We start from the raw sequence: 20346 nt of genomic DNA, 5'->3' as shown, positions 1-20346 counted from the left end.
TTTCGAACATTTATTCTATCTTATATAAAAATAGATAGGATTTTAGTTTATCAAGCTTGTCAAAAAATTACTAGTTTTTTGTCTAGAAAGCGTTTTTATATTTTTCTGTCTTTTTCGTAGCAGAATTGTGCAAAAGTTTTTTTCTTGTGCTAGAATGAAATTCGAATAGGAGGAACTCTAAATGTTAACTTATGATTTAATCGTTATTGGATTTGGTAAGGCTGGTAAAACACTAGCTGGTAAATTGGCTTCAGCTGGCAAAAAAGTTGCCCTCGTTGAACGTAGCAAAGCTATGTATGGTGGAACTTGTATCAACATTGGTTGTATCCCAACTAAAACCTTGCTAGTTGCTGCTGAGAAGGGCTTGTCTTTTGAAGAAGTCATTGCTACCAAAAATACTATCACTGGTCGCCTCAACGGTAAAAACTATGCGACTGTTGCTGGTACAGGCGTGGATATCTTTGATGCGGAAGCTCACTTCCTTTCAAATAAAGTCATCGAAATCCAAGCTGGTGATGAAAAGAAAGAACTGACTGCTGAAACAATCGTCATCAACACTGGTGCTGTTTCAAACGTCTTGCCTATCCCTGGACTTGCTACAAGCAAGAACGTCTTTGACTCAACAGGTATCCAAAATTTGGACAAATTGCCTGAAAAACTTGGAGTCCTTGGTGGTGGAAATATCGGTCTTGAATTTGCTGGCCTTTACAACAAACTTGGAAGCAAGGTTACAGTCCTAGATGCCTTGGATACATTCCTACCTCGTGCAGAACCTTCCATCGCAGCTCTTGCTAAACAATACCTGGAAGAAGACGGTATTGAATTGCTTCAAAATATCCATACTACTGAAATTAAAAACGACGGTGACCAAGTGCTTATCGTAACTGAAGACGAAACTTACCGTTTCGATGCCCTTCTCTACGCAACTGGACGTAAACCAAATGTAGAACCACTTCAACTTGAAAATACAGATATTGAACTTACTGAACGTGGTGCTATTAAAGTAGACAAACATTGTCAAACAAACGTTCCTGGTGTATTTGCAGTTGGGGATGTCAACGGTGGCCTTCAATTTACTTACATTTCACTTGATGACTTCCGTGTTGTCTACAGCTACCTTGCTGGAGATGGCAGCTACACACTTGAAGACCGTCTCAATGTACCAAACACCATGTTTATCACACCTGCACTTTCACAAGTTGGTTTGACTGAAAGCCAAGCAGCAGATTTGAAACTTCCATACGCTGTTAAGGAAATTCCTGTTGCAGCCATGCCTCGTGGTCACGTAAATGGAAACCTTCGCGGAGCTTTCAAAGCTGTTGTTAATACTGAAACCAAAGAAATTCTTGGAGCAAGCATCTTCTCAGAAGGTTCTCAAGAAATCATCAACATCATCACTGTTGCTATGGACAACAAGATTCCTTACACTTACTTCACAAAACAAATCTTCACTCACCCAACCTTGGCTGAGAACTTGAATGACTTGTTTGCGATTTAAGTTGAGATCACATCTTAACTGACAGCCCTCTGAGGGCTGTTTTCATTTCTGCGAAATCTCATACTCTTCGAAAATCAAATTCAAACCACGTCAGCTTCACCTTGCCGTACTCAAGTACAGCCTGCGGCTAGCTTCCTAGTTTGCTCTTTGATTTTCATTGAGTATCAAATCTGTCTTTTCCCTCTTTTGTGATATAATAGAAACATGAACTTAAAAACTACTTTGGGCCTTCTTGCTGGGTGTTCTTCCCACTTCGTTTTAAGCCGTCTTGGACGTGGAAGTACGCTCCCAGGGAAAGTCGCCCTTCAATTTGATAAAGATATTTTACAAAACCTAGCTAAGAACTACGAGATTGTCGTGGTCACTGGAACAAATGGAAAAACCCTGACAACTGCCCTCACTGTCGGCATTTTAAAAGAGGTTTATGGTCAAGTTCTAACCAACCCAAGCGGTGCCAACATGATTACAGGAATTGCAACAACCTTCCTAACAGCCAAATCTTCAAAAACTGGGAAAAATATTGCCGTCCTCGAAATTGACGAAGCCAGTCTATCTCGTATCTGTGACTATATCCAGCCTAGTCTTTTTGTCATTACTAATATCTTCCGTGATCAGATGGACCGTTTCGGTGAAATCTATACTACCTATAACATGATATTGGATGCCATTCGGAAAGTTCCAACTGCTACTGTTCTCCTTAACGGAGACAGCCCACTTTTCTACAAACCATCTTTCCCAAATCCTATACAGTATTTTGGTTTTGACTTGGAAAAAGGACCAGCCCAACTGGCTCACTACAATACCGAAGGGATTCTCTGTCCTGACTGCCAAAGCATCCTCAAATATGAGCATAATATCTATGCAAACTTGGGTGCCTATATCTGTGAAGGTTGTGGATGTAAACGTCCTGATCTCGACTATCGTTTGACAAAACTGGTTGAGTTGACCAACAATCGCTCTCGCTTTGTCATAGATGGCCAAGAATACGGTATCCAAATCGGCGGGCTCTATAATATCTATAACGCCCTAGCTGCTGTGGCCATCGCCCGTTTCCTCGGCGCAGATTCCCAACTCATCAAACAGGGATTTGACAAGAGCCGTGCTGTCTTTGGACGCCAAGAAACCTTTCATATCGGTGACAAGGAATGTACCCTTGTCTTGATTAAAAATCCAGTCGGTGCAACCCAAGCTATCGAAATGATCAAACTAGCACCTTATCCATTTAGCCTATCTGTCCTCCTTAATGCCAACTATGCAGATGGAATTGACACTAGCTGGATCTGGGATGCAGACTTTGAGCAAATCACTGACATGGACATTCCTGAAATCAACGCTGGCGGTGTTCGTCATTCTGAAATCGCTCGTCGCCTCCGAGTGACTGGCTATCCAGCTGAGAAAATCACTGAAACGAGTAATCTGGAGCAAGTTCTCAAGACCATTGAGAATCAAGACTGCAAGCATGCCTATATTCTGGCAACTTATACTGCCATGCTGGAATTTCGTGAACTGCTGGCTAGTCGTCAGATTGTTAGAAAGGAGATGAACTAATGGTTTATACTTCACTTTCCTCAAAAGATGGCAATTACCCCTATCAGCTCAACATTGCCCACCTCTACGGAAATCTCATGAATACCTACGGGGACAATGGAAACATCCTCATGCTCAAGTATGTTGCTGAAAAACTGGGAGCCCATGTGACCGTTGACATCGTTTCTCTCCATGATGATTTTGATGAAAATCACTACAACATCGCCTTTTTCGGAGGCGGTCAAGACTTTGAACAAAGTATCATTGCAGACGACCTACCTGCTAAAAAAGAGAGCATTGACAACTACATCAAAAACGACGGTGTGGTTCTCGCTATCTGCGGTGGTTTTCAACTATTGGGTCAATATTATGTTGAAGCTTCAGGCAAACGCATCGAAGGACTAGGGGTCATGGGCCACTACACTCTCAACCAGACCAATAACCGTTTTATCGGGGACATCAAGATTCACAATGAAGATTTCAATGAAACCTACTATGGATTTGAAAATCACCAGGGACGTACCTTCCTCTCTGATGACCAAAAACCACTGGGACAGGTTGTCTATGGAAATGGAAACAACGAAGAAAAGGTCGGCGAAGGGGTTCATTATAAGAATGTCTTTGGTTCCTACTTCCACGGGCCTATCCTCTCTCGTAATGCCAATCTGGCTTATCGCCTAGTCACTACAGCCCTCAAGAAGAAATATGGTCAGGACATCCAACTCCCTGCCTATGAAGATATTCTCAGCCAAGAAATCGCTGAAGAATACAGTGATGTCAAAAGCAAGGCTGACTTTTCTTAAACAAAGTGAAACTATATCAAAGAACTCCGTTATCTTGTCGGAGTTTTTTTGTCTTTTCTTTTACCCTTCTCCCTTGCATTTTCTCTCTTTTTTTGCCAAAATAGAGGGGTAGAAAGAAGGTAGCATATGTCTAAATTACAACAAATCGTAACATATCTTGAATCAGAAAAACTAGACGTCGCTGTCGTATCTGACCCCGTCACAATCAATTACCTCACTGGTTTTTACAGTGATCCCCATGAACGCCAAATGTTCCTCTTTGTCCTAGCGGATCAGGAACCTCTCCTCTTTGTCCCAGCTCTTGAAGTAGAACGTGCAAGTAGCACCGTTTCCTTCCCAGTAGTGGGCTATGTCGATTCTGAAAATCCATGGCAAAAAATCAAACATGCTCTTCCACAACTTGACTTCAAACGTGTCGCTGTTGAGTTTGACAATCTCATCTTGACCAAATACCATGGTTTGAAAACAGTTTTTGAAACTGCTGAGTTTGAAAACCTCACTCCTCGTATCCAACGCATGCGCCTCATCAAATCAGCTGATGAAGTACAAAAAATGATGGTTGCAGGTCTTTATGCGGACAAGGCTGTTCATGTTGGTTTTGACAATATTTCTCTTGATAAGACTGAGACAGATATCATCGCACAAATTGACTTTGCCATGAAACGTGAAGGTTACGAAATGAGCTTTGATACCATGGTCTTGACTGGTGATAATGCTGCGAATCCACACGGCATTCCAGCAGCTAATAAGGTTGAAAATGATGCTCTTCTCCTCTTTGACCTGGGTGTTCTGGTCAATGGCTATGCGTCAGATATGACTCGTACAGTCGCTGTCGGCAAACCAGACCAATTCAAGAAAGATATTTACAACTTGACTCTTGAAGCCCAACAAGCTGCTCTTGACTTTATCAAGCCAGGTGTGACTGCTCATGAAGTGGACCGCGCTGCCCGTGAGGTCATCGAAAAAGCTGGTTATGGTGAGTACTTCAACCACCGTCTCGGGCATGGTATCGGTATGGATGTCCATGAATTCCCATCTATCATGGAAGGAAACGACATGGTCATCGAAGAAGGCATGTGCTTCTCTGTTGAACCAGGTATCTATATCCCTGGTAAAGTCGGTGTTCGTATTGAAGACTGCGGTGTTGTTACCAAGGATGGCTTTGACCTCTTTACAAGTACCAGCAAAGACTTGCTTTATTTTGATTAAGATAGCAACAAACCCTAGTTAGACAAGAAGAATCACTTCTGTTTTATGACGTCCATTCTGAATAAAATTCTTCATTGTTCCCCTATGATTGGTTACAAGTCTCTCAATATTTTTAAGCCCCCATCCCTCTGTCTGACGTTCCTTTCGTATTACCAATTCATTCTCATTAAATGAATTCTCGATAGCAATAAAGAGTTTCTTCTGAAAATATCGTATTCCTAAGATTAAGACCCTATCTTCTTTATTACTCAAGCGCATACAGGCTTCAAGACTATTGTCCAACAAATTACCAAGTAAAACCGCTAAAATATCTGGATTGATTTCTAATCGTTGAGGTACAAAACAATCAATTTCCAATTGTATGTCCTCTACCTTATCCTGTAATTTTTGATTGAGTAAAAAGTTAATTGTTGTATTCTTGGAGTAACAGACAGTTTGGTTCTCTATACTATTTGTCATGCTTTGGAGATAAGACTTCGCTTGTTCAGGATCTTCTTTTAAAAGTGCAAGGAGGATTAAATGTTGATTTTTCAAATCGTGTTGAATCCTTTGAATCCTCCTATAATCTTTTTTAGATTGTTTCATTTCTCTCAGTTGAAAGGTCATCTGTTCCGTCTCTAGTATGCTTTGATAATACCTCTGTTGTTGCTGAGAAAGATATAGGGTGAAATAGAGAGAAGAGAACGTTAACACAATGAGGGCTAATACAGAAACAAAAGAAAGATAATCCTTCTCAAACACTTGCCCTTGAATCGCTGATACTGTAAAAGCAAAACAAATGGACAAAAATGGTACAATAAACTGGTATAACCAAGTCCCTTTAGAAACAGTATAAACTAACTTTTGATGTGCACGAAAAAGTTGTCGAAGAACCAGGGTCACTAGCAATGATAAAAGAAAAGCTACAGCGAGATAAAAAAGCATGGCTATTAGATTTTCTGAAATGACTGATAAAGGGGAAAATAGTTGCACTGCTTGATTGAGTATAGTACCAGCTAGTAAAGTTAGACTCATCTGACAAAAAATCCAAAACGAAGATTCTTGAACAGCATATCCAAAATAAAGACCTAAAAAATAATACTCTGCGATACTGAGAATAAGATTCCCTACTAAGAAAAGATTAGCTCCTGAAAATAATATCGTCAACAAGGCATGGAAAAATAAAAGGAGAGAAGTAAAGATACAAATTCTCCTAGACTTTTCTTTTTGGGACAGAGGTCTATAAAAGAAAATAATTCCCAAAAATAAATCAAACAGAATACTCACAATCCGCAAACTGACTAACATTAAAAATTCCTCTCACTCAGATAATAATAATACTTTTCTCTAAAAGACGTTTGAAATTTTCGGCTAATTGGAAGGTGATTTTCATCCATTCCATTTAAAATTGTGACTATTTGCGAATCAAACTCTGTCACATATCTAGGATTGATAATATAGGAAGAATGAATTTGAATAAAGTAATCAGGTAATTTCTCTAAAATATCTTTCGTTTTAAGCAAAGCTTTGTAAGTCTGATCTTTAGTGTAAATAAAGACAGCACGCTTATCCTTTTCAAAAAATACAATGTCATCTAAAGGCAGTGAATAATGCTGCTTTCCAAAAGTAAACGTAAATACAGCTTGCCCTAAATTCAAAAAACGTACCACTCTATCCAGAGTTTTATATAATTTTTTAGAAGTCACTGGTTTAAGTAAATAATCAAAAGTCTGCACTTCAAAAACCTGCTCCATATAATCTCGATAACTGGTAACAAAGATAATCGGGATAAAAGGGTTTACCTTACGGATTTTTTGTGCCATATCAATTCCTGTTATCTGTGGCATCTCGATATCCAAAAAAACACAACTGTACTTCTCTGTCAATTGTTCTAATAGTTTTTGGGGATTCGTATAAACACTCGTTTCTATTTTGATATCCTTATAAGATAAGAGTAAGTTTTCTAGCTGACTACCATCCCTATTAGAATCATCACAAATCGCAATTTTTAACATCAAATTCCTCACTACAAGCATGATTTTGCCAATTATAACGTCAAATACGTCAATTATGACATGCTGATAAAAAAATCGTTAATTTATTATACAATATTCTTATCAAATATGAAAGGAGTTACAAAAATGAAAAATATTCAAGTGCGTAAAGTTATTGCTAAAACTGATATTAGCTGGGGTGTTTTCTAAATTTTGGGCACCTCTAAAAACTACCGGTTTTCTATGTTTAGTAACCAGAAAAGGTTGAAAAATTAGCATTTTAAAATTGAGTTTTTAGAGGAGTTCTTTTCTATTTATTCCTACTGTTGGAATTGAGTAGATAGGTTCACCATTTTCTTTCTACTTATTTCCATTTGTAATAGGAACTGGGAGTTGCAAGACGAGGATATATGATTTATAATCACCTCGTCTTCCTTTTTTAATAAAATAGTGAGGTTAAAATGAAATTCTATCATCCAAGAATAAAAGAAATATATCCTGTTTATAAACTTCATAAAAATTTATTTAGGATTGGGCTACAAATTGGTATAACCACAGAAATTAAGGATGATAATAATAAAATGTGGAATTTAGTCAATATTTTGGACGGACGTCCTTTTCAAGATATTCTCAATATCATACTAACAAAATATGATGATTTAACTGAAGAAGACATCACAGGCGCTCTTGAACTCTTAGATAATGAGGGGGTTCTCGAAGAAGCGGGCGAAATTCAGGATATTAAAGAACGTTATCATTCAAATATATATTATTTCAGTCGCTATTTAAATAGCTTCCAAGATAGTATTGCAACACAGAAAAAAATTCATCAGTCTACTATCCTTTTACTAGGTCTTGGTGGTGGGGGTTCTAACATACTGACATTACTAGCAGGCTTGGGACCTAAAAAGATAAAAATAGTGGATTTTGACATTGTTGAGCAAAGTAATCTAGGAAGACAATTTCTATACAAGGAAGATGATATTGGCTTATCTAAAGTTCAAATTGCCCATAGAGAAGTTACAAAAATGAATTCCGATATTGAAGTAGAAACCCATAATATACGTATCACCTCTGTAAGTGACTTGATTCCTTTACTTGATGATGTTGATATTACGATATGTGTGATTGATGAACCTCAATATGATATTCAACGTATCGTAAATAAAGCAATCGTTACAAAAAATATTCCCTGTATATTTGGCGCCAGTCAAGTTAGTCGTGGTCGTGTCTATTCAGTTATCCCTTACCAAACAGGCTGTTTTGATTGTTTAAATATTTATTATACAAAAATTGACACTCTATTCCTTGAACAATTCCACGGTGTTCGTACGATTACAAAAACAATCCCTACAATAGCCTATGGTCCAGCAATATTTCAACTGACTTCTGCCATTGTTGATGAAACTATCCGATTATTAACTCAATATACGGAACCAATTAGCCTTAACCATCAATACGAAATCAATTATGAAAACGGAGCCTCATTCACACACGATTCTTGGGGACGCTATCTTGATGAATGTCCAACATGCGGCACAGGTAAAGAAGACGATTGGGAAATTTTTTCTAAGTACGGAGAATTAAAGTTATGACAACTGCAAAACTCGTAATTGATAATTTGACTAAATCTTTTGATGGTCAGCACTTAGCCAATAATCATATTTCCTTAGAAATATCACCAGCAAAAATCACGGCTTTTTTGGGACACAATGGAGCTGGAAAATCTACTCTATTGAATCAAATGATTGGTTTTACTAAACCTGACCAAGGAGATATTTTGTATGGTGATATTTCTTTTATATACAATCGTAAACAAGCACGCACCTTAATTAGTTATATGTCTCAACAATATGCCCCACTCGACAAATTAACCGTAGAACAAAATTTAGAAATACTTGGAAAAATGCGAGGATTGAGTTCCCAAGAACTAGAAAAAACAATCAGCCAGCTTCTCACTGATTTAGAAATTGAAGACTATCGTTACAAAAAAGGTAAGGATCTTTCGGGCGGTCTCAAAAGACTAACTTCCTTCGCTATGACACTAATCGGTAGCTCAGACATCATTCTTCTTGACGAACCAACAAATGATGTTGACCCCATTCGTCGTGAAAAGCAATGGCAATTATTGCAAAAGTTAGCTAGCAAGGGGCATACCATTATTATCGTTACTCATAATCTTCTGGAGGTTGAAAAATATGCAGATAATTACGCCCTCTTTAATAATGGTAGATTGCTCAAATCAGGAAAGGTTAAGCAAATCATCCATGACAAACTGTATCAGATAAGCTTTGATTTTAAGACTAAAAGTATATTAGACAAAATAGAAGATTATACAATTATCAATGGTGTTAGTTGTCAATTAGAGATTGAGGAAAGAAGTCTAGCTCCATTGATAGCACAACTGACAGAAGAACTTGGTCAAAAAACAATTTCCAATCTCTCTCTTCATCAAAAAACATTGACTATTTCTGACCTTTATAGAGAGGAGCTAACCAACTAATATGACTCAATTTTTTTACTTACTTCATTGGAACTACTTGCGCCAAAAAGAGCTTTTCATCCTTTTTACACTAGCACAGCTCCTCTTATCCATTTCTCTTCTTTTTGGCTACCCTCTAGTTATTGGCGATATCGATTCGACTACTGCCTACTATCTTTCGTCTGGTTCTGTTTTAATTGGAATTATCTCCATGGGTTGTACAATTTCCTCCCCTGTTATAGCAAATGATAAGTTGGAAGGGCATTTTGATTATATTCGTGCCTTACCCATCCCTAGGATATTCATTTCTCTCGCTGACTTGTGGATGTGGTTAATTGCCATTTTGCCGGGAGTTTTTATTTCTATTCTACTTGGGTATGTCCGTTTTTCTGTTCGTCTCCATCCATCTTTTCTTGGTGTTTTTATTGTGCTTCTGATTTGTCTTACTATGATTAGTCTGGGATTTGCTATAGCCTACACCTTTTCTCCAAATACAGTAACCCTTATGTCGCAGCTAATTCTTATGATTGGACTCATGTTCTCACCACTCATGTATCCTGCAGATCGACTACCTGAGTGGGTAAACCATCTTTACCGTGCCCTCCCTTTCGTCCCTTCCTCAAATCTTCTGCGAGCCAGCCTTTACGACTACGGAAATGTCTCTCTATTGGACATGAGTATTCTCATTCTTTGGATTATGTCAACACAGTTAATTATTTTAAGAACTCTTCATAAAGAAAAATGATTGCTCCTAAAGCTTTTCTTATAGACTAAGCCAATAAAAAGAACCTTCATGACTATTCGAAAAGCTAAACAAGAAGATATTCCTAAATTACTCGATTTATTACAACAAATCCTTACGCTTCACCACCAAGCTCGACCAGATATTTTTAAGCAAACTGGGACTAAATATAGTTCCTCTGAGTTGCAAAATATTCTCTCTCAAGAACATACCCCTATTTTTGTTTTTGAAGATGAGAAGGGACAAGTTCTCGGACACCTATTTTGTACCATAAAAGATAAAACAGATAATCCTGTTCTCCAAGAAATCAAAACCCTTTTTATCAAAGATTTATGTGTAGATCAAAATGCTCGTGGTCAAAAAATTGGTAATCAACTCTATCAATTCGCTCTCAATTATGCTAAAGAAATTGGCTGCCATAATCTAACCCTAAGTGTCTGGAATGATAACGAGGGTGCTCTCCGCTTTTATCAAAGACAAGGGATGAAACCCCAAGAAACAACAATGGAAATGATAATTGATCAAGAAGTAATCTATAAAAAGATGTTAGAAAAAGTTCAATTTCACTAAAAATGAGAAAAATCTTCCCACAATAAAACGCATAGTATCAAGGTTTTCAATACCTGATACTATGCGTTTTTTCTGATTTTTAGGACTTTCTCCACAGCCGCTTTACTTAATCTTCTTGATACTTTGACTAAGAATAAATCCTACAATCATCCCTACCATATTTTGCATGAAATTTGGTAGAATTTCTGGTAGGGCTGCTGCCCAGCCATTCATCAATGTAGAACCCAAGGCGTAACCCCCTACCATGGCAATCGTTGCTAAGATAAGGCCTAACCACTGAGTTTTTCCTTTAAATCCTGCGAAAAATCCCTGCAATCCATGATTGACCAAGCTAAAGAACATCCATTGAGGATAGCCTGATAAGAGGTCAATCAAGAAACCTGCCAGTCCTCCGACTACAGCCCCTTCACGACTACCAAAGTAGAAGGCCGTAAAGAAGACACCCGCATCTAAAAGAGTTAGGATGCCTGTCGGTGTTGGGATTTTTAAGAAATAACCTAGAACCACAGAGAGGGCGGTTAATAGGGATACAAGGGCGATTTTAGTTGTTTTGGTTTGCTTCATATTGTCTTACTCCATACTGATCTGCTTGTGCAATGGCACGGTAAACGAAAGTCTTAGAGCTTTCTACTGCTGGTAAAAGTTCATCACCTTTAACCAAGCGACTGGCAATGCTAGAGGCAAAGGTACAACCTGCGCCAGCATTTTGCCCTTGGATGACAGGATTTTCTAGGACTGTAAAGTTTTGTCCGTCATAAAAGACATCTACAGCCTTGTCCTGACTAAGGCGATTGCCTCCCTTGATAATGACTGCTGGCGCTCCTAAGTCATGCAATTTCTGAGCTGCAGTTTTCATGTCTTCCAAGGTTTTAATTTCCTGACCAGCTAGTAATTCTGCTTCAGGAAGATTAGGCGTAATCACACTGACATGAGGGAAAAAGCGAATCAACTCTTGGCAGAGTTCACTGACAGCTACATCATGCGTTTCCTTACAGACCAAGACAGGATCCAAAACCACAGGCACTCCTGGACGTTGCTTGATAAAGTCCAAAGCCTTCTCAGCCACACTGACAGTTGGTAGAAGACCAATCTTAATCCCTGCAAATTCTACATCACGCAAGCTATCTAATTCATGTTGAAAAATGGTATCGTCAGTTGGAAAGACTTCAAAGCCCTTTTCCGTCAAGGCTGTCAAACAAGTCACTGCTACAAAGCCATGCAAGCCGTTCAAGGTATAGGTAGCCAAATCAGCTGACAAACCACCACCACTAAAAATATCATTCCCAGAAAGTGCTAAAATACGATTATTCTTCATAACGAATCTCCTTTAAATATAAACCATTTGGTGCTGCAGTGGGACCTGCAAGCTGCCTGTCCTTTTTCTCCAAGATGAGGTCAATCTGCTCTACTGGCATACGCTTGTTGCCGATTTTGAGCAGTGTCCCCACCATATTGCGAATCTGTTTATACAAGAAACCATTTCCTGAAAAGGTAAAAGTCAAAAACTGGCCTGTCTCATCAACCCTAAGACTGGCTTCTGTAATAGTGCGAACCTTATCCTCTACACTAGTCCCAGAGGCTGTAAAGCCAGTGAAATCATGGGTTCCTTCTAGCTTTTTGACGGCCTCCTGCATCCTCTCCACATCAAGTGGGTAAGGGAAGTGGGTGGCATAGTGACGGCGCATGGGATTTTTGGGACGTCCTCTATCCACGATAAACTCATAGGTCTTGCTATGCTTGGCATAACGGCAATGAAAATCATCTGCCACAAGCTCAATCGAAATCACATCAATATCTTCAGGAGACTGGGTATCCAAGGCAAAACGGAGTTTCTCCTCATCCATCTGATAAGGCAGGTCAAAATGAAGCACCTGTCCCAGAGCATGAACCCCACTATCTGTCCTACCAGCACCGTGAACAGTAATAGCTTGCCCTTTATTTAACCTGGTCAAGGTTTTTTCAATTTCTTCCTGAACGCTACGCGCATGAGGCTGGCGCTGAAAGCCAGCAAAGGCATAACCATCATAGGAAATAGTTGCTTTATATCTCGTCATAACCTCTATTTTATCAAGAAATTAGTCTGTAAACAAGGACCTAAAACAAATATTGTATGGGTATAAAAATCTCATACTCTTCGAAAATCTCTTCAAACCACGTCAGTTTCCATCTGCAACCTCAAAACACTATTTTGAGCAACCTGCGGCTAGCTTTCTATAGTAGATTGAAATAAGATATGAATAACTCTATTAGGAAAGTCAAATTAATTTCTAGAAATGTTTTAGCAGCTACAGCGTACTATTCCAAACTCAATCAACTATAGTTTGCTCTTTGATTTTCATTGAGTATCAAAAGAAAAACTTAGGAATCAATCCTAAGCTCTCTTTTGAAATAGGTACATGACAAAGATAGAGGTTACAATCAACCAACCTCCTAAGATGGCAAAGACCAGCATCCCATTGTGCGTTAGTAACCCTATTGCACCTAGAATGAATGGGGTCGTAAAAGCTCCGAAACTACAGCCTAAAACTGCAAATGAAGTTGCTTGATTGAGGAGTTTAGCTGGAATTCGTTCAGAGACAAGTTGAAAGACCGTCGTCAAGACTACACTATAGGCAAATCCAGCCAGAACACTTCCTGCTACTACCACCCACAAGGATGGAGACAAGGCAATCACGATTTGCCCCAAGCCAAATGTAATACCAGACCAGAGGAGCAGTTTCTCTTTAAAGATAGAAATCAAGAAAGAAAAACTCACTCCAGCCACAATCCCGATTAACTGCATGAGACTAAGAACAAAACTAGATAACTGGGCATCCCCCAATCCTCTTTCCACCATCAAACTTGGAATACGGATGGTAATAGCTGTATTGGTACAAACTACAGCTGCCGCTTCGATAGCTAGGGTAAAAATCAAGCCTTTCATTTCTCGAGTTAAACGACTTGCTTCCTTCGCTCTTTTCTTGACTTCTTTCTTTGATTTTCCATAAGGGACAAAGAGCAGATAAAGGGGCAGCACCAAAAATCCAGCACTATAGGCTAGAAAGATAGCTGTCCAACCAAAGGCCAACAACTGACCGACGGCCAAGGTAATGAGAGAAGCTCCAACGACCTCTGCAGAAGCGCGTAGCCCTAACATCTGAATTCGCCTTTTTCCTTGATAGCGTTCACTGATAATAGAAATGGCCTTGGCATTGATCATCCCAACACCTAAACCAAAAAGAAGCCGTGTCCCAAAGACAAAGGGATAGGCTTGGTACCAGAAGGGAGCTGTACCGCTCAATGATAAAATCAGCAAGCCCAAACTAATCTGTAAGCGCTCAGGAAATATTTTTTCTAAGAAACCATTTAGCAGTAACATCATCATGATTCCAAAGGAAGGCAAGCTCACCAAGAGCTCAATTTGTTCCTTAGAATAACCCTGATAATAGTCAAACATGGCTGGTAGGGCACTCGAAATGGAAAAGGAGGCAATCAAAACGAGGGAGAGAGCCAAAATGCTGGCCCGTTCTAAAAATTGTTTCATGAAATCTCTTTCTATATTTCTCTTAATCTTCTACTTTTTTGATAGTTATCAAAAAAGCAAGAAAAGAAGAAGCCTCATTGGTACACAGACTCCTTCTCAAACTCGAAAATGAATCCCTTGTGTCTTATACTCAATGAAAATCAAAGAGCAAACTAGGAAGCTAGCCGCAGGCTGCTCAAAACAGTGTGTTGAGGTTGCAGATGGAAACTGACGTAGTTTGAAGAGATTTTCGAAGAGTATTAGAATGACTTTCTCTTGATTTGCTTAATAAAGTAGAAGATAAATCCTGCTACCATATAGGCAACAAAGATAATCAGACACCACTTGAATACGACATCCCAACCCTTGTTCACATTTAAAAAGAAGTAAGGGAAAGGATTATCCTTGGCATTTGGAATATTGAGTTTTAGAACCAAGCCATTAAAAAGAGCAAACATCATATACAGCAAGGGTAAAATGGTCCACACTGCTGGATCCCAAATCTTATATTGACCCTGTTTGTCAAAAAAGAGGGTATCCGCTAAAAACCAGATGGGAACGATATAGTGGCAAAGGAAATTTTCTAGGGTATAGAAATTAGTCGCAATGGGCGCCAAGAGGAAATGGTAAATCACACAGGTAATCATGATACTCATGGTGACCCCACCTTTTAAGCGCAAGAGACTTGGCCTTTGCCAATTTTCACCTACACGGCTCATAACCTTTAGAAGATAAAGGGTAAAAATAGTTACCAAGAGGTTGGACAGAACCGTGTAATAGAGAAGCATCCCAAAACCACCATGCTTAGTAATTTCAAGATAAACTCCCGTAAAAGCCGCTAGAAACAAGAAGATACGGCTATAAAATACAAGTTTATAGTGTTTTGACATGCTTAAATCTTCCTCACAAACTCTGATTTGAGTTTCATGGCACCAAAACCATCAATCTTACAGTCGATATTGTGGTCGCCTTCTACGATGCGGATATTTTTCACGCGCGTCCCTTGTTTCAAATCTTTTGGCGCACCTTTTACTTTCAAGTCCTTGATGAGAGTTACTGTATCACCATCAGCCAATTTATTTCCGTTGGCATCGATAGCGACAAGACCTTCTTCTGCTTCTGCAACTTCAGCAGGATTCCACTCATGAGCACACTCTGGGCAAACCAGTAGGGCACCGTCTTCGTAGACATACTCTGAGTTACATTTTGGACAATTTGGTAAATTGTTCATAGTTTCTCCTTATCATCATTCACTATTCTTTGAAAATCAAAATTTCTCGAACAGCAACTATTATACCCTAAAATCAGCATTTTGACAAATTTAGAAAAAAACCGATATCCATCTATCGGCTTTTCTACATTTACATTCTTTTTTCAGCTTCTGATTTGATTTTTTCAACTACTTCTTGAATGTTCAAGCCAGTTGTATCAAGATAGACAGCGTCCTCTGCTTGTTTAAGAGGAGAAGTCTCCCGATGACTATCCTTGTAGTCACGCGCAGCAATTTCCTTTTTTAGGGTTTCAAGGTCTGTTTCAATTCCCTTGGCAATATTTTCCTTGTAACGGCGCCCTGCTCTCTCATCAACAGAAGCTACTAGGAAAATTTTCAATTCTGCTTGTGGCAATACAACAGTTCCAATATCGCGACCATCCATGACAATCCCACCTTGCTGGGCAATTTCTTGTTGGAGAGAAACTAGTTTCTCACGCACTTGAGGAATTGCTGCAATAGCAGAAACATGATTGGTCACTTCATTTTCACGGATAGGATGGGTAATATCCACATCTCCTACAAAAACAAGCTGGTCTCCAGTTTCTGAACGTCCAAAGCTGATTGGATGCTGGTCCAACAAGGTTAGAAGGGCTTCGACTTCTTCAACTCCTAATTGGTTCTTAAGAGCCATATAGGTCGCTGCACGATACATAGCTCCTGTATCAAGGTAGGTGAATCCAAAATCCTTAGCAATAATCTTTGCGACCGTACTCTTACCGCTGGAAGCAGGACCATCAATAGCAATTTGAATTGTTTTCATATCGGCTCCTATTTTATTTTTATAACATCACCTGGATTAGCAAACCAAGATCCTGTAGCCATGTGCCCAGGATTCAAGGCCTCTAACTGAGCAATGGAGATTCCTGCACGAACGGCAATAGCTGCTTCCCCTTCTCCTGCGAGAACTTTAATCGTTCCTTCAGGATTAGCAGCTTCTTCTGAACTACTAGAAGTAGATTCTGGCTCTGAACTCTGCTCAGGCTGAGAACTGCTTGAAGATGAGATTTGTACTACACTTGCATCAGAATCATGAAAGTCTTTTAAGGCTGCTGTGCGATTACTCCCCCCCGATGATAGATAGATGAGAACGATGACCATCACCACCACAATTACAAAGAAAATACTAGCTAGGATCGTCAAAATACGATTAGCCATCCTATCAGCCCCTCCGTGGTTTCGATGCCGACGCTCTGCTCTTGCTTCTTCTTGATCATAAATATCTTCTTGCCACGGTTCTTTTGCCATACCTTACTCCTTGTTTTTTTTTACTTTTCTTATTACAATATAAATATGAACATGAAAATCACACTTATACCTGAACGATGCATCGCCTGTGGGCTTTGCCAAACTTATTCTGACTTATTTGATTACCACGATAATGGAATCGTGCGTTTTTACGATAATCCTGACCAACTGGAAAAAGAAATTTCTCCTAGTCAGGATGTCTTAGAGGCTGTTAGAAACTGTCCGACACGTGCCTTGATTAAAGATCAACACTAATCTCTCATAGTAAATTGACAAGAACGTTTCACTCTTTCTAGTTTAGCATATTTCCATGTAAAATTATAGTCTTTTCACTTTATTTTTTTCTGTAAAATCAGGAAGATCACTTTTTTCTTTAACGAGATAAAGTGGTCTTTTTTTAGTCTCCAGATAAATCTTACTGCAACTTATAATCTAAATTCCTCAATGAGAATAGACTTCTACCATTCTATTTCCTTTACCCTTTTTACAAATTCATTCCACTCTCGTCTACAATCTTTAGATAGGCATATATCCGTATAATTGAACGATAAATCTTTAATATTCTTCCACCAATCAAAAGAATTTCCCGCTTCTTCTGTTTCTATTCTTTTGTTAACTACTTCAACAATTGTATTATCTATCTCTTCCTTGTCATCTAAACTTAGAAATCTCCATTCAATTCCATTTGTATAAATTACTTTTTTATACCATAAAAGGTCTCCAATAAGTTGTCCCATCTCTCCAGTTATATGTTCAAAACTGTTCGATATGGTTGATTTGATTTTTTCCTCTGTAATTAAACTATAATTTAAATTCTTAACTTCCACGCATCCTCGAAGTTCCTTCCATTCTTCAATTTTTATACTTTTCCTAGATTTGTTTTCATAAGTCTTATCTAAAATAACTATATCAGGAAAATTACTTAGACCATAATAAATTTGTCCCAAACCCCTTCTTTGTCTTCCGAAGACATATCTTTTTGATAAACTATCTTTTAAAGTTGGCTTAATTATATCAGCAACTAAAGGATACAGTTCAACCTCTACATAATTTTGTTTCTTTATTAGCCCGATTTCTTCAGTATAATCCTCTTTACTTAGCATAAAATAACCCTCCTGAATGTTTTATTTATTAAGTTATCGTCTTTGCAGTAAATTTATTCCACATAGTTCATTTATATCATGTCAAATCCCTAATTTTTTTAAAAATCACTCAAGTTCCAGACCAAAAGAATTATAATTACAAAAAAGTGACTGCGCCAGATAATTCCTACTTTTTCATGATCTATGATAACTTTTTTCTTTGATAAGATAAAGTGGTCTTTTTTTAGTCTCCAAATAAATCTTACTGATATATTTACCGAGAATCCCAATAGTCAAGAGTTGAATGCCTCCAAGAAAGAGAATAACAGCCATCAGAGAGGTCCAACCAGATGTCGGATTGCCCAAGATAAGGGTCCGAAACACCACAAAAACAGTCATCACAAAAGAAATAAAACAAGATAGGAGTCCCGCCACAAAGGCGATAATCAGGGGAAAATCTGAAAAATTAACAATCCCTTCAATGGAGTAGAAAAAAAGTTGCCTCAAACTCCAACTGGTCTTGCCAGCCTGCCTTTCGACATTTGGATAGTCCAAATAGTAGGTTTTGAAACCCACCCAGGCGAAGAGCCCCTTTGAAAAACGATTGGACTCGGTCAAGCTTAAAATGGCATCGACTACAGACCGTCTCATCATGCGAAAATCACGGACACCTGATGGCAGGGCTACTGGACTAATTTTTTGCATAAGGCGGTAAAAGAGATTAGCACAAAAACTGCGAAAGAAGGGTTCTCCCTCCCGACTAGTTCTCCGTGTTCCAACACAGTCCAAATCTGCATTCTGGTCTAGTAAGTTTTTCATCTCAAGCAACATACTAGGAGGATCTTGGAGGTCTGCATCCATCACCACCACCAAATCTCCTGTCGCATATTGCAAGCCTGCATAAAGGGCTGCTTCTTTGCCAAAATTTCGAGAGAAAGAAAGATAATGCACTGCCGGATTTTGCTCCCGATAGGCCTTTAAAAGTTCCAAGGTTCCATCGTTCGATCCATCCTCGACAAAGACATACTCGATTTCTGTTTCCAAATCTGGAATCAAATCTTCCAGAGCCTGATAAAAAAGAGGAAGTACTTCCTCTTCGTTTAAGCAGGGGACAATGATTGACATCACCATCTTAGTCTTCAAATCCATTTGGATGCTTGCTTTGCCAACGCCATGTATCTTCACACATTTGGGTGATGCCGAGTTCTGCTTCCCAGCCTAGTTCTGCTTTGGCTTTTGCAGGATCTGAATAGCAGGCTGCGATATCCCCTGGGCGACGGTCTACGATGCGGTAAGGAATTGGGCGTCCCACTGCTTTTTCCATATTTTGGATAATTTCAAGAACTGAGTAGCCTTTACCTGTTCCAAGGTTATAAACGTTTAGGCCTGAACCTTTTTGGATTTTTTTCAGAGCTGCGACGTGACCTTTAGCCAAATCGACAACGTGGATATAGTCACGAACACCAGTTCCATCTTCGGTATCGTAATCGTCTCCAAACACTTGCACTTGCTCTAATTTCCCAACAGCTACTTGAGTCACATATGGCAAGAGGTTGTTTGGAATACCGTTTGGATTTTCTCCTAGGTCTCCACTTTCATGGGCTCCGATTGGGTTGAAATAACGAAGCAAGACCACATTCCATTCTGAGTCTGCCTTGTAGATATCTATCAAAACTTCCTCTAGCATGAGCTTGGTACGACCGTATGGATTGGTCACTGAAAGTGGGAAATCTTCCAGGATTGGCACTGTATGAGGATCCCCGTAAACTGTCGCAGAAGAACTGAAAATGATGTTCTTACAGTTGGCTTCTTCCATAGCTTTCAAAAGGCTAAGAGTTCCTGCGATATTGTTGTCATAGTAGGCAAGAGGAATACGAGTAGATTCTCCAACAGCCTTCAAGCCAGCAAAGTGAATGACCCCTGTTGGTTCTTCTTGTTTGAAAATGTCACGAAGAGTATCTATATCACGGATATCTGCCTCATAGAAAGGTACTTCAACTCCTGTAATTCTCTCAACAACTTCTAAACTTTTGCGATTGCTGTTGACAAGGTTATCCACCACAACAACCTGATGACCTGCTTGGATTAACTCAATAACAGTGTGGGTTCCGATAAAACCTGCTCCACCCGTTAGCAAAATCTTTTCTTGCATCTTAATTCCTCGATTCTCGGATTATTTTTTCTTATTTTACCATTTTTGATAGGGAATGTCATTTGCCATCCTAGAGGGTAAGATAAAATTTCAGTAAAATGCTTATACTCTTCGAAAATCTCTTCAAACCACGTCAGCTTCGCCTTGCCGTAGGTATGGTTACTGACTTCGTCAGTTCTATCCACAACCTCAAAACAGTGTTTTGAGCTGACTTCGTCAGTTCCATCCACAACCTCAAAACAGTGTTTTGAGCTGACTTCGTCAGTTTTATCCACAACCTCAAAACAG

22 protein-coding genes and 3 pseudogenes are annotated in these 20346 nt (G+C 39.0%); 9 read left to right on the top strand and 16 right to left on the bottom strand.

The genetic code is table 11. The features are described 5' to 3' along the window. Positions 1-181 precede the first annotated feature (181 nt). The 4 genes from HT669_RS01345 (at position 182) to HT669_RS01330 (ending at position 5037) form a co-directional block, all read left to right on the top strand. A complete protein-coding gene (locus HT669_RS01345) occupies positions 182-1498 on the top strand; it encodes an FAD-containing oxidoreductase (protein WP_050222886.1) in 1317 nt (438 codons plus the stop codon). Between the two features lie 204 nt (positions 1499-1702). Continuing rightward, on the top strand, positions 1703-3046 hold the full coding sequence (gene murT / locus HT669_RS01340; protein ID WP_050261756.1) for a lipid II isoglutaminyl synthase subunit MurT: 1344 nt from the start codon (positions 1703-1705) through the stop codon (positions 3044-3046). After that, positions 3046-3828: a lipid II isoglutaminyl synthase subunit GatD gene (gatD, locus tag HT669_RS01335; RefSeq protein ID WP_000263200.1), complete on the top strand. Its 783-nt coding sequence runs from the start codon at positions 3046-3048 to the stop codon at positions 3826-3828. The genes murT and gatD overlap by 1 nt, the downstream gene beginning before the upstream one ends. Positions 3829-3954: 126 nt before the next feature. Then, positions 3955-5037 carry a Xaa-Pro peptidase family protein gene (locus tag HT669_RS01330; protein WP_050201379.1) on the top strand — a complete coding sequence of 361 codons (1083 nt, stop codon included), beginning with the start codon at positions 3955-3957 and terminating at the stop codon, positions 5035-5037. Between the two features lie 18 nt (positions 5038-5055). Here the strand turns inward: HT669_RS01330 and HT669_RS01325 are convergent, their stop codons facing one another. Together HT669_RS01325 and HT669_RS01320 are read right to left on the bottom strand one after the other, a co-directional pair. Then, entirely contained in the window at positions 5056-6324 is a 1269-nt protein-coding gene (locus tag HT669_RS01325; RefSeq protein ID WP_172922193.1) for a GHKL domain-containing protein, read from the bottom strand. After that, a complete protein-coding gene (locus HT669_RS01320) occupies positions 6324-7031 on the bottom strand; it encodes a LytTR family DNA-binding domain-containing protein (RefSeq protein WP_050242000.1) in 708 nt (235 codons plus the stop codon). The genes HT669_RS01325 and HT669_RS01320 overlap by 1 nt, the downstream gene beginning before the upstream one ends. A 440-nt stretch (positions 7032-7471) precedes the next feature. On the opposite strand from HT669_RS01320, the gene HT669_RS01315 reads away from it, so the two are divergent. From HT669_RS01315 to HT669_RS01300, 4 genes are read left to right on the top strand one after another with little or no spacing between them, the layout of a single operon-like run. Further along, a complete protein-coding gene (locus HT669_RS01315) occupies positions 7472-8605 on the top strand; it encodes a ThiF family adenylyltransferase (RefSeq protein ID WP_000675233.1) in 1134 nt (377 codons plus the stop codon). Then, positions 8602-9513, top strand: a complete 912-nt coding sequence (locus HT669_RS01310; RefSeq protein ID WP_000205301.1) for an ABC transporter ATP-binding protein — start codon at positions 8602-8604, stop codon at positions 9511-9513. The genes HT669_RS01315 and HT669_RS01310 overlap by 4 nt, the downstream gene beginning before the upstream one ends. Position 9514: 1 nt before the next feature. After that, a complete protein-coding gene (locus tag HT669_RS01305) occupies positions 9515-10237 on the top strand; it encodes an ABC transporter permease (protein WP_000191422.1) in 723 nt (240 codons plus the stop codon). Between the two features lie 48 nt (positions 10238-10285). Next, the gene (locus HT669_RS01300) at positions 10286-10804 is read left to right on the top strand and encodes a GNAT family N-acetyltransferase (RefSeq protein WP_000155489.1); all 519 of its coding nucleotides are present in this window, start codon (positions 10286-10288) and stop codon (positions 10802-10804) included. Between the two features lie 102 nt (positions 10805-10906). Here the strand turns inward: HT669_RS01300 and HT669_RS01295 are convergent, their stop codons facing one another. The 8 genes from HT669_RS01295 to HT669_RS01260 all read right to left on the bottom strand — a co-directional run bounded on the left by HT669_RS01295 (position 10907) and on the right by HT669_RS01260 (position 16824). Then, positions 10907-11368 carry an ECF transporter S component gene (locus HT669_RS01295; protein WP_000814989.1) on the bottom strand — a complete coding sequence of 154 codons (462 nt, stop codon included), beginning with the start codon at positions 11366-11368 and terminating at the stop codon, positions 10907-10909. Further along, positions 11346-12119 carry a bifunctional hydroxymethylpyrimidine kinase/phosphomethylpyrimidine kinase gene (locus HT669_RS01290; RefSeq protein ID WP_000794760.1) on the bottom strand — a complete coding sequence of 258 codons (774 nt, stop codon included), beginning with the start codon at positions 12117-12119 and terminating at the stop codon, positions 11346-11348. The genes HT669_RS01295 and HT669_RS01290 overlap by 23 nt, the downstream gene beginning before the upstream one ends. Then, positions 12109-12858, bottom strand: a complete 750-nt coding sequence (gene truA, locus HT669_RS01285; RefSeq protein ID WP_000199191.1) for a tRNA pseudouridine(38-40) synthase TruA — start codon at positions 12856-12858, stop codon at positions 12109-12111. Before truA ends, HT669_RS01290 begins: the two co-directional genes overlap by 11 nt. 317 nt (positions 12859-13175) lie before the next feature. Next, on the bottom strand, positions 13176-14327 hold the full coding sequence (locus tag HT669_RS01280; RefSeq protein WP_000808686.1) for an MFS transporter: 1152 nt from the start codon (positions 14325-14327) through the stop codon (positions 13176-13178). Positions 14328-14566: 239 nt separating this feature from the next. After that, positions 14567-15196 carry a Pr6Pr family membrane protein gene (locus tag HT669_RS01275; protein WP_000033949.1) on the bottom strand — a complete coding sequence of 210 codons (630 nt, stop codon included), beginning with the start codon at positions 15194-15196 and terminating at the stop codon, positions 14567-14569. A 2-nt stretch (positions 15197-15198) separates the two neighbouring features. Beyond that, a complete protein-coding gene (locus HT669_RS01270) occupies positions 15199-15537 on the bottom strand; it encodes a zinc ribbon domain-containing protein YjdM (protein WP_001061585.1) in 339 nt (112 codons plus the stop codon). 130 nt (positions 15538-15667) lie between these two features. Then, positions 15668-16339, bottom strand: a complete 672-nt coding sequence (gene cmk / locus HT669_RS01265) for a (d)CMP kinase (protein WP_000849384.1) — start codon at positions 16337-16339, stop codon at positions 15668-15670. A gap of 8 nt (positions 16340-16347) precedes the next feature. Continuing rightward, complete coding sequence (locus HT669_RS01260; protein ID WP_172922194.1) at positions 16348-16824, bottom strand: SAG1386/EF1546 family surface-associated protein; 477 nt, start codon at positions 16822-16824, stop codon at positions 16348-16350. 51 nt (positions 16825-16875) lie between these two features. On the opposite strand from HT669_RS01260, the gene HT669_RS01255 reads away from it, so the two are divergent. Further along, on the top strand, positions 16876-17079 hold the full coding sequence (locus HT669_RS01255) for a ferredoxin (RefSeq protein ID WP_161802646.1): 204 nt from the start codon (positions 16876-16878) through the stop codon (positions 17077-17079). A 63-nt stretch (positions 17080-17142) separates the two neighbouring features. Here HT669_RS01255 and HT669_RS01250 read toward each other — a convergent pair. From HT669_RS01250 to HT669_RS01230, 6 genes and pseudogenes are all read right to left on the bottom strand, one after another. Continuing rightward, positions 17143-17244, bottom strand: a pseudogene (locus tag HT669_RS01250) (group 2 glycosyl transferase); the annotation flags it as partial. Positions 17245-17282: 38 nt separating this feature from the next. Next, the gene (locus tag HT669_RS01245; protein WP_000949237.1) at positions 17283-17927 is read right to left on the bottom strand and encodes a hypothetical protein; all 645 of its coding nucleotides are present in this window, start codon (positions 17925-17927) and stop codon (positions 17283-17285) included. 174 nt (positions 17928-18101) lie between these two features. Further along, positions 18102-18293, bottom strand: a pseudogene (locus HT669_RS11445) (glycosyltransferase); the annotation flags it as partial. Between the two features lie 186 nt (positions 18294-18479). Further along, a pseudogene (locus HT669_RS11440) lies at positions 18480-19031 on the bottom strand (glycosyltransferase family 2 protein); the annotation flags it as partial. A gap of 7 nt (positions 19032-19038) precedes the next feature. Then, positions 19039-20058, bottom strand: a complete 1020-nt coding sequence (gene galE, locus HT669_RS01235; RefSeq protein WP_101514716.1) for a UDP-glucose 4-epimerase GalE — start codon at positions 20056-20058, stop codon at positions 19039-19041. Continuing rightward, the coding region (locus HT669_RS01230) for a hypothetical protein (protein ID WP_205402506.1) at positions 20037-20346 on the bottom strand (310 nt) is incomplete at its 5' end. The genes HT669_RS01230 and galE, both read right to left, overlap by 22 nt.

The organism is Streptococcus sp. 2100, from assembly GCF_013276335.1.
Lineage (GTDB): Bacteria > Bacillota > Bacilli > Lactobacillales > Streptococcaceae > Streptococcus > Streptococcus pseudopneumoniae.
The sequence above is the reverse complement of the archived record's forward strand: the minus strand, read 5'-3'. Positions and strand labels throughout refer to the sequence as shown.

Excerpts from the sequence above, each read along its gene's own strand:
- HT669_RS01290 (WP_000794760.1), bottom strand. The coding sequence starts at position 12,119 with ATGAAGAATAATCGTATTTTAGCACTTTCTGGGAATGATATTTTTAGT.
- HT669_RS01245 (WP_000949237.1), bottom strand. The coding sequence starts at position 17,927 with ATGCTAAGTAAAGAGGATTATACTGAAGAAATCGGGCTAATAAAGAAA.
- HT669_RS01300 (WP_000155489.1), top strand. The coding sequence starts at position 10,286 with ATGACTATTCGAAAAGCTAAACAAGAAGATATTCCTAAATTACTCGAT.
- cmk (WP_000849384.1), bottom strand. The coding sequence starts at position 16,339 with ATGAAAACAATTCAAATTGCTATTGATGGTCCTGCTTCCAGCGGTAAG.
- truA (WP_000199191.1), bottom strand. The coding sequence starts at position 12,858 with ATGACGAGATATAAAGCAACTATTTCCTATGATGGTTATGCCTTTGCT.
- HT669_RS01270 (WP_001061585.1), bottom strand. The coding sequence starts at position 15,537 with ATGAACAATTTACCAAATTGTCCAAAATGTAACTCAGAGTATGTCTAC.
- HT669_RS01275 (WP_000033949.1), bottom strand. The coding sequence starts at position 15,196 with ATGTCAAAACACTATAAACTTGTATTTTATAGCCGTATCTTCTTGTTT.
- HT669_RS01310 (WP_000205301.1), top strand. The coding sequence starts at position 8,602 with ATGACAACTGCAAAACTCGTAATTGATAATTTGACTAAATCTTTTGAT.
- HT669_RS01295 (WP_000814989.1), bottom strand. The coding sequence starts at position 11,368 with ATGAAGCAAACCAAAACAACTAAAATCGCCCTTGTATCCCTATTAACC.
- gatD (WP_000263200.1), top strand. The coding sequence starts at position 3,046 with ATGGTTTATACTTCACTTTCCTCAAAAGATGGCAATTACCCCTATCAG.
- HT669_RS01255 (WP_161802646.1), top strand. The coding sequence starts at position 16,876 with ATGAAAATCACACTTATACCTGAACGATGCATCGCCTGTGGGCTTTGC.
- HT669_RS01325 (WP_172922193.1), bottom strand. The coding sequence starts at position 6,324 with ATGTTAGTCAGTTTGCGGATTGTGAGTATTCTGTTTGATTTATTTTTG.
- galE (WP_101514716.1), bottom strand. The coding sequence starts at position 20,058 with ATGCAAGAAAAGATTTTGCTAACGGGTGGAGCAGGTTTTATCGGAACC.
- HT669_RS01345 (WP_050222886.1), top strand. The coding sequence starts at position 182 with ATGTTAACTTATGATTTAATCGTTATTGGATTTGGTAAGGCTGGTAAA.
- HT669_RS01260 (WP_172922194.1), bottom strand. The coding sequence starts at position 16,824 with ATGGCAAAAGAACCGTGGCAAGAAGATATTTATGATCAAGAAGAAGCA.
- HT669_RS01280 (WP_000808686.1), bottom strand. The coding sequence starts at position 14,327 with ATGAAACAATTTTTAGAACGGGCCAGCATTTTGGCTCTCTCCCTCGTT.
- HT669_RS01305 (WP_000191422.1), top strand. The coding sequence starts at position 9,515 with ATGACTCAATTTTTTTACTTACTTCATTGGAACTACTTGCGCCAAAAA.
- HT669_RS01320 (WP_050242000.1), bottom strand. The coding sequence starts at position 7,031 with ATGTTAAAAATTGCGATTTGTGATGATTCTAATAGGGATGGTAGTCAG.
- murT (WP_050261756.1), top strand. The coding sequence starts at position 1,703 with ATGAACTTAAAAACTACTTTGGGCCTTCTTGCTGGGTGTTCTTCCCAC.
- HT669_RS01315 (WP_000675233.1), top strand. The coding sequence starts at position 7,472 with ATGAAATTCTATCATCCAAGAATAAAAGAAATATATCCTGTTTATAAA.
- HT669_RS01330 (WP_050201379.1), top strand. The coding sequence starts at position 3,955 with ATGTCTAAATTACAACAAATCGTAACATATCTTGAATCAGAAAAACTA.